The organism is uncultured Mucilaginibacter sp. (genome assembly GCF_903913935.1).
Classification (GTDB): Bacteria; Bacteroidota; Bacteroidia; order Sphingobacteriales; family Sphingobacteriaceae; genus Mucilaginibacter.
Genome location: NZ_CAIWNH010000260.1, coordinates 1 through 10,928, shown reverse-complemented (window position 1 = coordinate 10,928; position 10,928 = coordinate 1). Strand labels below are relative to the sequence as shown.

The window sequence follows — 10,928 nt, the reverse complement described above, 5'->3', positions numbered from 1 at the left end:
CGCTCATTGCGAGGAACGAAGCAATCTCTACATGCGTTAATCGCCGCACCAAAATCTCAGCGTGACCTATCAGCCGCGCGCCGGACACTCATAAATGGTATGTTAAGGACTGTCTGTTGTAGCGATTGCTTCGTTCCTCGCAATGAGCGGGCGGAGAAATAGCAACGCGGTCTATCAAACAAAAATGCCTCAATGAAAGTAATCATCAAGGCATTAAATATTTTTTCTTTCGGGCTTTACTGACTTCCCCGACTTTCGGACTTCCTTAATACGACCACAAATTCAACTCCCAATCCTGCAGGGATTTTTTGATCCGTTCAGATTCGTACAGCTTGTCGATACCCGTAGCGTAGTCTTTGATACGGTCATCCTTATCGTTAGATTCTTTCACGATGTAACTCGTAAAGATCCTCTTCATAAAAACATCGTCGAAACTTAAGCCAGTGTTATCACTGTTTTTGCTCACAACTTCTTTCACCGCAAATATTGGCCTGGCATCAGGGAAATACAACCAAAATGCAGGTTGATATTCTTCGGTGTTGCCAACTTTAACTTTTACCATGGGTGCTAAACCTATAATACGGGGTTCAAATATGGAGCGCTGCCTGTCAAATACCCAGTCTTCCTTTATCCTGAATTTCACAACGCTGTCGGGGGATATTTCACCAGCTTTCATTATCGTGCCTATCTTATTACCGTCTTTATCAAATTTATCAACCGGTACGCTGTCGGCCATTGCGTTTCTTGCTTTATCGGGAGTAAGCGGCGCATAAAACGCATCTCCGTCCGGATCATTGTCTTTATCAGGAACGGCGCTGTAAGCGGTTAGTTCACCTGCCGCAACGGCATTCATAATTACATCTATCAGCCTTTGTTTTGGAGAGGAAAGATAAGCGTTCATTTTTTCGCGGGTGTCAATCTCGCGCCAAACACGTTTTACAAACGCCACATCAGATTCACGTAGGTTAGGATAAGGAGTTACTTTAGCATTTAATATATTGCTCTTTTTATAGTAACCATCCAGGGGGCGGTCAAAATGCTTACCGGGCCTGACTGCTATTTTTTTACTCGTATCAACCAATGGCCTGGCGCTTTGGGTCATACTGGTGGTATCTGGTTTTTTAACCTGCTGCTGGGTAGTTTGTTTTGGCTTTCTTTTTTTCCTGTTCTTACTACTTTGTGCGTAGGATGCTACACATGCAAGGCACAATACAACAATTAAAATTTTCCTTTTCATAACATTTTAATTTGCACTCAACACAATAGGGTCAAGGCCGCGCTGACTTCCGTCAGGCCCTACGGCTATTATATCTTTAAATACAACGGTTGTACCCGGTGTAACATTATTCATAAATGATTTCATGGCGCTGGTCAGTTCATTCCCTGTCGCTGACAACGAAACCACGTCCTGCCTTGGTTTTGCAATCAGCAAGGTAAAACGGGTTACGCTAAATTTGGCATCAAATTCAAAATTATCAAGCTTTGCAAATACCCTGTCCTGTGCCCTGATATTGGCCGCGCTGGTGTTGCCACCACTTTTACCGGCAAATTGTGCTTTTGGATCGGGGATCCGTTTTACACGGAAAACGCTGCTACCCAAAAAGGATGTCTTCCCCTTGGTTAATTCTCCGGAAACGCTTATCGTTGCTGTACCAATTGTTGAAACATTAGCAGTCCAATGCTCACCTGAACCGCTGATACTTCCGCCGTTCATACTTACTTTAAGATCTTTTGCCGCAATGCCTGGAGCAGAAACTGAAACAGGGTTTGGAAGACCGATATACAAAACGTTCATTTTATCAGGCGATACCACTGCCGATGGACGGGCCACCATGTATGTTTGCGGCGGCGTGTCATATGGCTTAAATGTGCCGTCTGTTTGCTTTACGTTTATCCTGGCAGACCATGTATGCGGACCTTCAGAACTTGTACTTCCAACATACTTACCTTTTCCTGATTCTGTTTGTAACGGCGAACCATTAACAGTTATATTAGGAGATGATTTTGAGTCATATGCAGTTAAAAAAACATCTGCAGTATACGGTTGACCGACCAATACATAACTTGTTGGGGCAACTGCAACCGCGTTATATTGATCCAGATTAACCTGTGCCTGATCTACTTCGCCCAGTATTCTTTTAACTACTTCGTTCTCAGCATTTTTTGTATCAGTTTGTATTTTAGCTAAGGTCGTTAAAGTAGCTCCTAACGGAATACCTTCACCAAAATAGGCATCCTGCCAATTTTTCGTTACGCCAAGACTTGTGGGCGGCGCATCGGTATTTAGAGAAAAGTTTACGCCTTTCTTTTCTTTATCGTTTAAGGCGTTAAAAAGCAGTTCTTTGGTTTTATCTATCTTCTCCTTTAACGTATCAGCCCGCTTGTCACTAATCATCAAACGTGGGGAAATATCAAGGTTTTCTCTTGCATCTACGTCATTTATTGTGGGATTAATACCTCCGCCTTCTTTAACGAGCAGATCTCTTAAATACTGAACGTAATTAATTAAGGCCTCTGCGTTTGCTTTTGCCTCTTCCGCTCTTTTTAATATCGGCGTTGCGCGCGCTGGTTCGTCTTTTAATTTTGTTGCCTTAAACGAAGCTATTGAGGTTTCAACCCCATTGGTTACATTCTTGCTTGACGAATCAAGGCTTATAGTTATATTCTTAAAGGCATCCAATAAGCTATCCGGTACGTTAAGGGCGATGAGGCCCAAAAGTACCAGGTACATGATACCGATCATTCGTTGTCTTGGGGTTTGTTTACCTCCAGCCATGTGTCTTAAATATTAATGTTTCTAATGATCAAAACTGGTTAGCTATTAACACGTGGCTGGTTCATTGCCGAAAGCATGTTGCCGTATATCGAGTTCAGTGTCGCCAGGTTTTTAGCCAAACGGTTCACTTCATCCTTAAATAATTTGGCATCGTTTGCCGAATCATTAAAGTTTTTAACCGTGGTTGACATATCCTGGTAAAATTTATTCATTGATTTCAGGTGGTTGCTTGAATCCTGCAATTCCAGCTCATACACAGCGTTCAAAGCTGTTAAGTTTTTAGCCATCTTGTTTACCTGCTCATGGTATGATTTTGAATCGATACTGGTGCTGGCGATTTCATCAAGGTTGCCTGATGCCTTCGCAAAAGAACTCCCAAGTTTTTCGTAACTGGCGGTAGCTTCTTTAACTTTTGCAGTAAAGGCAATGGTAGCATCGCCTGCATCGGTAACGCGCGAAATAGAGTTCACTTTATCACCAAAAGTCCTTAAACCACTGGCAAGGCTGCCGATCAGTTCAGGGCCGATCTTTGCTTCTGACAGCATCTGGTCAAGTGCGGCTGTGTTTGAAAAACTATCGCCCGCCGGTAATTTTTTGGCAGCTGCTTTTGGCAACTCGCCATCATAATCATAATCCAGTTCGGGATAAGCACGGGTCCAGTCAATCTCTTTCACTTCTCTTTGAAAACCCAATAAGAAAAACAATACCGCCTCAGTGCCTAACCCCAGGGTTATAAAAACTGTAGCATACTGCCAGTGTTGAATTTTAAATAATAGGCCTATAATAACAATTGTTGCACCCCAGGATACAATATTATTAATTCCGTATGGTTCTCTCTTCCCAGTCATAGTAGTTTTTAAAAAGGGTTTAATTTTTGTTTTGTTGAAATTGATTATTTAGCGTTTATCTTTTATATCACGGCCCAGGTAGTGGGTTACACAACGGAAGCCAATATATGATTTTGCAGTATCCTGGTACTCAAAAGTACGGGTAGAATTTTGAAGGAAGAACCCAACATCTTTCCATGATCCGCCACGCACAACTTTGCGTTTTAAAACAGGCGCGTCATTTGGTTTGGCATGGTAATTAAAAGTTGGTGCCAGGTCATGTACAAATGTTGAAGCAGATTCATCGAAGGCGGATAATGTCCACTCGGCTACGTTACCGGCCATGTTATACAAACCATAATCGTTAGGGAAGTAGGATTTTACACTTACAGTGTATGCGCCACCATCGTCGGTATAATTACCACGGCCCGGCTTAAAGTTTGCCAACAGGCAGCCTTTTGCATTTTTAATGTATGGACCGCCCCATGGATAATCGGTACCAACCCTGCCACCACGTGCCGCGTATTCAAACTCACCTTCAGTAGGCAGGTCATATGGTGCACGGTGCGGGATATGCCTTGAATCTTTATAGGCTTCGTTATAGCGTGTGCGCCAAACAGTAAATGCTTCAGCCTGGCGCCAGGTTACACCCACTACCGGATAGTTACGGTAAGCAGGGTGCGAAAAATAGCTTTCAGTCATTGGTTCGTTGGCTGCATAGGAGAAGTCGCTCAGCCATACTAATGTATCCGGGTAAACCGGTACAGTATCGCGGAAAATGAAGTCGGAACGTCTTTTACTTTTATCATCTTTATAATTAGCGGCATCACGCAAAACCATCTGCGCATAATTATATTTTAAAAGGCGTACGTCAAGTTCGTTACGGTCAAATAGCCTGTCGTCTCCCTGGTAATACATTCCCTGCAGTTTTGCAGCAGCCGCGGTAGAGCCGGCGCCTTTGCGGGTACTCATAACAGGGTAACGTTTTACGTAGGCCCAGTTGATGTATTTTTTACCATTGGTAACCTCGCCTTTTTGAGGCTTAAGATAATATTTATCGTCGTTAAGGTAATTGGTGATGGCAACTGAATCGCGGACCCAGTTTACAAACTGGCGGTATTGGCTGTTACTGATCTCGGTTTGGTCCATAAAAAATGGAGGTTCAGTAACTTGTTTGGTTTGGGCGATCTGGGAAAAAGTAACATCCTGATCTGTCTGCCCCATCAGGAACGACCCCCCGGGGATATAAACCATGCCCAACGGCACCTCGGCCCTGAATGAACGTTGCGGGACTCCGGTTAACTCACCCCTGTCTCCGCCTTTGCTACAGCCGCCTAATATTCCAACAGCCAAAACTGCAATTAAAAAGTAAATTTGCTTCATTTTTAAAATCAAAAATCAGTTATATAAATATAACACAATGTGACCCCCGAATATATTAAATTTGATCCATCTAATTATAAAAAACATATTATTAGTCAAATCTATATTAATTTTTGCTAAACTAATATAAACCCTTAGCTAATATTGGCATGATTTATATCTGATTATCGCCTGCAATTATGCTAAATTGTTTCCATTTATACGAACCGTTGGTAAAAATAGTTGCAAAATCCTTCTCTAAATTACAGATTTTTTTCACTTTCCCAAACATTCCGTCACGCGGATTGTGCGTAGCTGCCTGGTTTTAAAGGAGAGTTTTACAGATTGTTTGCCTAATTAACAAGCTGTTTTTTTTTATGTACAGGCAATAAAGGGGGGGGGATTTAAATAGTTGTATAATAGTTAATTATTTGTTTACAATCTTGCAGTATTGCTCAATGGCCATGGTCATGGATGGGGCAACAGGGGTTGGCGCCGGAATATCAAGTATCAAACCGGCTTCGAGCACTGCTTTGTGCGTAGTTGCTCCAAACGCAGCGATCCGGGTATTATTTTGCTTGAAATCGGGGAAGTTCTTATACAGCGATTGAATACTGGATGGGCTAAAAAAAGCAATCACGTCATAAAATACTTCTGCAAGGTCCGAAAGATCACTGCAAACCGTACGGAAAAGGACCGCAGGGGTGAAATTATAACCGTTTTCGAGCAGGAATTTTTGGGTTTCTTCTGCAGCAACATCAGAGCAGGGATATAAAAATTTTTCGCTGGAGTGCTTTTTTAGTACGTCAGCCAGGTCGGACGCGGTTTGTTTGCCAAAAAATATTTTCCTTTTGCGGTACTGGATATATTTTTGAAGGTACAGGGCGATGGTTTCTGAAAGGCAGAAATACTTCATCTCAACCGGCACCTCGAAACGCATTTCTTCACAGATCCTGAAAAAATGATCAGCAGAGTTACGGCTGGTAAATATCACAGCGCTAAAATCGGCAAGGTTAATTTTTTCCTTGCGGAAATCTTTTGCCGGAACACCTTCAACGTGAATAAATGATCTGAAATCAATTTTCAGGTTAAGCTTTTTAGCAAGCTCGGCGTATGGATTTTTATCATTCTCAGGTTTAGGCAGTGTAACCAAAATGCTCTTAACCTTTTTCTTTCTATCTTCCAAATTCAATTCGTGTAAACTGCTAAAAGTTATATATTTAGTGCTTTAATTATTATTAAAACGGGGCAAATTTCGAGGGCACAAAGATAGACAAATAAATAAAATTTGTGAAATCTTAAATCAGAAATGATATTCATGCTGTTACGCAGGTACTGCCATAAAAATATTAACGCCGTAAACGCCAGGGTAAAATTCAATAAAAGTGGTATAAACCTATTTGCGAGCAAACTAAAACATATTGCAACGATCAGCAAAACGAATGCCATCGTGAAATAAGTTAAGTTCAACACGGTTATGTACTCGCTAACAAGCGTATCTAACTGAAAAATAAACCCGATAAATTTTAAAATAATAAACTTAAATGCCATTAACAAGCTGATGATTGCAGCAAACGAAATAAAAAGTGTAAATCCACTCAGCCTGTATGAAATATTATAATATTGAGTTAGCTGGTACAAAAGGAGGCCAAGAGATAAACTGAATAAGATAAATAGACCCACAAAGGCCCATGAATTGATTAGTCTCCCTTCCTTATCTGTTTGCGAAATTGCCTGGCTGTTGTAAAAAGACTGCAACACATTTTTTATATCGTTGCCGAGAAAAACATTTAGGAAACCGGTAAATGCCAACAGGCCCAGCACTACCGCGATGATCCAGGGGGCGCGGGAGTTTCTCAGGAAACCGCTCTGCTCAAATTCTCTTTTTTTTAAATGCGCTAAATGACCTGAAAGCATTTTATATAAATTATTTGCGCGGATGCTATCCATAACATGGTTGCTTCGCAGGGAGTCGGGTATGAGGTAGGCGAAGGCGATGGAATCCTGAATATGCTTTTCCTTATTTGCCTTAACAACAGAATCCGGAAGAAAAGGGTTCACCGTGTTTGGGTCAACAGGTTTTAAAACATTCTGATCCTTTGCAGCAACCTTATCCTGCCGGCCCTGGGCGCCAAAACAGCAAAATAATGAAAATAAGCAGCAAAAAACAGTAAAGCGCATATTATAAGGATAGCCTTTTATTGTGCCGCAAAATTACCTCATTAATTGGATGTTTCAGCATAAGTCTTTTTTAAATTAGTGTTAATTTATGAAGGTGGCATTATCAGCATGAATACGAACCCAATAAACCCGGCGGCATGTTTTGTATTGGAAATAACCATGTTAGTTGCATTTGCTTGCCGGTGGTATTATTTAACTGAAAACTGGGAAAGATATTTATTGGTTTTGGCGTTTCCGGCTATTGCGGCAGCGTTATGGGGCGTTTTTCGTATCCAGAATGACCCTAAACCAGAACCGGTTGAAATCCAGGGTATTTTAAGATTGCTTTTGGAATTTGTCCTGTTGGGTGTAGCTGTATGGGCTTTGTATGGTTTGGGCTATGAGAATACGGGCTTAATTATAGCAATAGTTGTGGTCATACATTAACTGGTATCGTATGACAGGACATGCATTATGCTGCGAAATAAACCCTATGAAGGCTTTGTGAAAAATTTAATCATAAAATTCTTCCAACAACTTTTTCGAAAGAGCTGGCCGATTTTCTACAGAAAGCTGTTTCTTCCATGCTTTTCGGGCTTCATTTATCTACCTTTGCGCCAATGGCCGGAATGTAATTAACCGTTGATTTTTAAATAGTTAAAAACGTAAAGTAACAAATAAGTAACATCTCCAGTGAGATAAACAACCGCAAAGCAAGTTATTTAAGACGAGTGGCTATTGAATGTTGCATAGTTTAAAACCCTCTGGCATTAAGGGCATCGGCACGAATATTCATTTTATAATATAAGTACCATTGTTCTTTATTTTATCAACCGTTTGATATTTTTTAAGCCCGGTACCATTACAGCATGTACACTTAACACTGTAGTATTCCATATAATTATTGCCTGATACCTGGAAGTGCACAAGATCATGTTGGGTAATTATGCCTTTACCGCCGCAGCAGGTGCATTTATCATTCTCTTCACTATAAGCTTTTTGATTAGCAGCGTATGCGTTATTGGCTAGGCGTTTTGCTTCGTCTTTACGATATTGAGCTGATGCATGGTCGATGTCAACTTCAAGCTCCGATTGTGGCCAATAGGCATCACGCATGTATGGGCTAACTACGCCGGTTACAATATTTGGCCTAAATTCACACTTCACGAACTTCTGATACTCAGGAAAAGCAGCGCCAATACCCCAGTCATAATAGCCATTAAATTCACCATTAAATACCTCGTTGCCCACTTTGGTGTGGAATGTACCCTTTGCGCCAATGTAATTATTTGTATAGCTATAAGTAAATGACTGTATTTCATAGGTGCCGTCAACTGCCGGGCCCTCGCCGTCTATCAGCATAACGCCACTTCCTAAAAACACGCTGCGTCTGAATTTGCCCTGCATTATGCGTATGCGTGGTTGTCCGTTCACTATACTTGCCAAAACTTTACGTCCTTTGCCAAGCACACAATTTCCGCTAACACAACTATCCTTAGCCAAAACGCTTACATCATAGTCGCCATCAAAATCTTTCCCCCAGTCGTGCACGGTAATAATATTACCATTAACTCTCATATGATCGAAGGGACTCCCTGCGGGATAGGGCTGCTCGATCATAGGCGGCAACATCGCTTTTTCGGCAGCAAGATTTTTACTATTAACAATACCTATCGTAATAACGGCTGAATTATCAGTGGCAGAAGTGTTTAATACAGCAACGGGTAAGGTTTTATAAAATATAGTATCGGTTAAATACCCATCGGTGTTTGTTTGCATTTTATGTTTGCCCTTGTAACCCGTTTTGTCGAAGTTATCGTCTTTTTCATTCGGATCGTCAAAACCGGTAAAGGCCTTGGTTGTGATGTTAACAGGGTAGTTACCGAAGTAAACAGCGGTAAAAAGAGCCTGCTTGCTTGCTTTTGTTACGGTTATATATTGGTTATCGGTCCCAAAATCATGGTAAGGCACCGTTACTTTATAAATTACCTGTTGTTCATTATCCAAAACCACTTCGCCTCTCCTATCAGAATAATCAATATTGGCATGCCTTATAAGTTTTGCTATTATTCCGCGAATATCTTCGACATTCAATTCCTGTGCAAACAGCCTAGTGCCGATACTTAAAACCAAAAGCGTAAGAAGGAGCTGTTTCATTTAGCGATGAATTAAAATTATTCGTAAAAATAGTTAATCAAATCTATTGCTGTACAGTTGGCGACACAATACCGATGGTTTGGTATATTAAAATGCGTATTAATACTATGATGCCTTATCCTTTAATTTGAAGGAATTGCACATAATAAAATTTACGATCTTTGCCTAATGGCCGGCATCTACATCCACATCCCTTTTTGCAAACAGGCATGTTATTACTGCGATTTTCATTTCAGTACCTCGCTAAAATATAAGGATGAGCTTTTAGAGGCTATTTTGAAAGAGATCAGCCTGCAAAAAAACTATCTTGACGGCGAAACCATTGAAACGATTTACTTTGGCGGGGGCACGCCATCTTTACTAACAGCGGATGAGCTCAATTTAATTATCGGGACGATCACAAAACTGCACGTAGTAAACTCAAATGCCGAAATTACCCTGGAAGCTAACCCGGATGACCTGGATCGGGCTAAACTGCAAGCATTGCGGCAAACGAACATTAACCGTTTAAGTATCGGTATTCAATCATTTTTTGATGAGGACCTGTTATGGATGAACCGGGTGCATAAGGGTGAGGAAGCCGAAGCCTGTGTAAAAAGGGCACAGGATATCGGGTTTGAAAATATAACTGTCGACCTTATTTATGGATATCCATTATTAACGGATGCCAAATGGAAACAGAACCTTGATAAAGTATTTACGCTTGAGGTTCCTCATATCTCTACCTATTCCATGACGGTGGAACCGCGTACGGCGCTGGCTTCCTTCATCAGCAAGAAAAAACAACCGGCAATGGACGACCAGCAAAGCGCTGAACAATTTGTTTTGCTGATGGATGCCATGCAAACCCGCGGCTTTGAACATTACGAAATCTCCAACTTTTGCAGGCCAGGTAATTATTCAAGGCATAATGCCAATTACTGGAGAGGGGTTAAATACCTGGGCATCGGCCCTTCGGCGCATTCCTATAACCAGGAGGCCAGGCAATGGAACGTAGCAAATAATGCAAAATACATAGCAGCTTTGCAAAAAGGTGAAATACCTGCTGAGGTGGAAATACTGACCGAAGGCAACCGCCTGAATGAATATATCATGACCTCCTTAAGAACAATATGGGGGCTGGAACTGCAAATGATAGAAAAAATTGCTGCCGGGGCATCTCCTGACCTGGTAAAAGCAGCGCAGGAATATTTTGAGCGCGGGTGGATCACTCAAAAAGATAATATAATTTACCTTACACCCAACGGTAAATTATATGCCGATAAAATAGCTGCGGGCCTGTTTTTCTAAAACAAAGGCTTCATTAAAAGGTATCTGTAAAACCTGTGGGAATAACAAAAACGGCAAACGCAAAAACCGGGTTGTTCCTGGCGCCGTATCTTCTCCTAAAATAACATACATACCTTATGAAAAAATTAATGATCGCGGCCTTTGCATTAGCAACTATTGCAATAGCGCCCAAAGCAAACGCACAAACCAACCCAATGGTAGGTGGTGCAGCTATGTACCCAACAAAAAACATTGTTGAAAATGCAGTAAATTCAAAAGACCACACTACGCTGGTAGCGGCCGTTAAAGCAGCCGGTTTGGTTGAAACGCTGGAAAGTGCAGGTCCGTTTACCGTTTTTGCGCCAACTAACGAAGCT

Annotated in this window: 10 protein-coding genes; 3 read left to right on the top strand and 7 right to left on the bottom strand. The window is 41.4% G+C overall.

The window, feature by feature from the left end; genetic code table 11:
- Nucleotides 1-265: 265 nt before the first annotated feature.
- From gldN to QZY09_RS10140, 6 genes are all read right to left on the bottom strand, one after another.
- Nucleotides 266-1,237, bottom strand: coding sequence for a gliding motility protein GldN (gene gldN / locus QZY09_RS10165; protein ID WP_295672010.1), 972 nt, complete (start codon nucleotides 1,235-1,237; stop codon nucleotides 266-268).
- Between the two features lie 6 nt (nucleotides 1,238-1,243).
- Nucleotides 1,244-2,776 (bottom strand): gliding motility protein GldM, encoded by a 1,533-nt coding sequence (gldM, locus tag QZY09_RS10160; RefSeq protein ID WP_295672007.1) that lies wholly within the window; start codon nucleotides 2,774-2,776, stop codon nucleotides 1,244-1,246.
- A gap of 38 nt (nucleotides 2,777-2,814) precedes the next feature.
- Nucleotides 2,815-3,624, bottom strand: coding sequence for a gliding motility protein GldL (gene gldL, locus QZY09_RS10155; RefSeq protein ID WP_295672004.1), 810 nt, complete (start codon nucleotides 3,622-3,624; stop codon nucleotides 2,815-2,817).
- Between the two features lie 48 nt (nucleotides 3,625-3,672).
- Nucleotides 3,673-4,986, bottom strand: coding sequence for an SUMF1/EgtB/PvdO family nonheme iron enzyme (locus QZY09_RS10150; protein ID WP_295672001.1), 1,314 nt, complete (start codon nucleotides 4,984-4,986; stop codon nucleotides 3,673-3,675).
- 406 nt (nucleotides 4,987-5,392) lie between these two features.
- Nucleotides 5,393-6,157 (bottom strand): uroporphyrinogen-III synthase, encoded by a 765-nt coding sequence (locus QZY09_RS10145; RefSeq protein WP_295671998.1) that lies wholly within the window; start codon nucleotides 6,155-6,157, stop codon nucleotides 5,393-5,395.
- A gap of 20 nt (nucleotides 6,158-6,177) precedes the next feature.
- Entirely contained in the window at nucleotides 6,178-7,146 is a 969-nt protein-coding gene (locus QZY09_RS10140; protein ID WP_295671995.1) for a DUF4271 domain-containing protein, read from the bottom strand.
- 108 nt (nucleotides 7,147-7,254) lie between these two features.
- Between QZY09_RS10140 and QZY09_RS10135 the strand changes: the two genes are divergently transcribed.
- Complete coding sequence (locus QZY09_RS10135) at nucleotides 7,255-7,572, top strand: DUF2568 domain-containing protein (protein WP_295671992.1); 318 nt, start codon at nucleotides 7,255-7,257, stop codon at nucleotides 7,570-7,572.
- A gap of 345 nt (nucleotides 7,573-7,917) precedes the next feature.
- Here the strand turns inward: QZY09_RS10135 and QZY09_RS10130 are convergent, their stop codons facing one another.
- Nucleotides 7,918-9,282, bottom strand: coding sequence for a hypothetical protein (locus tag QZY09_RS10130; protein ID WP_295671989.1), 1,365 nt, complete (start codon nucleotides 9,280-9,282; stop codon nucleotides 7,918-7,920).
- A gap of 168 nt (nucleotides 9,283-9,450) precedes the next feature.
- Here QZY09_RS10130 and hemW point away from each other — a divergent pair, with 168 nt between their 5' ends.
- Nucleotides 9,451-10,572, top strand: a complete 1,122-nt coding sequence (gene hemW, locus QZY09_RS10125) for a radical SAM family heme chaperone HemW (protein ID WP_295671986.1) — start codon at nucleotides 9,451-9,453, stop codon at nucleotides 10,570-10,572.
- A gap of 116 nt (nucleotides 10,573-10,688) precedes the next feature.
- On the top strand, nucleotides 10,689-10,928 hold a 240-nt coding region (locus QZY09_RS10120), incomplete at its 3' end, for a fasciclin domain-containing protein (RefSeq protein WP_295671983.1).

Bases quoted from the DNA above. Each gene is read 5' to 3' on its own strand.
- gldN (WP_295672010.1), bottom strand. From the start codon at position 1,237: ATGAAAAGGAAAATTTTAATTGTTGTATTGTGCCTTGCATGTGTAGCA.
- gldM (WP_295672007.1), bottom strand. From the start codon at position 2,776: ATGGCTGGAGGTAAACAAACCCCAAGACAACGAATGATCGGTATCATG.
- gldL (WP_295672004.1), bottom strand. From the start codon at position 3,624: ATGACTGGGAAGAGAGAACCATACGGAATTAATAATATTGTATCCTGG.
- QZY09_RS10150 (WP_295672001.1), bottom strand. From the start codon at position 4,986: ATGAAGCAAATTTACTTTTTAATTGCAGTTTTGGCTGTTGGAATATTA.
- QZY09_RS10140 (WP_295671995.1), bottom strand. From the start codon at position 7,146: ATGCGCTTTACTGTTTTTTGCTGCTTATTTTCATTATTTTGCTGTTTT.
- QZY09_RS10135 (WP_295671992.1), top strand. From the start codon at position 7,255: ATGAATACGAACCCAATAAACCCGGCGGCATGTTTTGTATTGGAAATA.
- QZY09_RS10130 (WP_295671989.1), bottom strand. From the start codon at position 9,282: ATGAAACAGCTCCTTCTTACGCTTTTGGTTTTAAGTATCGGCACTAGG.
- hemW (WP_295671986.1), top strand. From the start codon at position 9,451: ATGGCCGGCATCTACATCCACATCCCTTTTTGCAAACAGGCATGTTAT.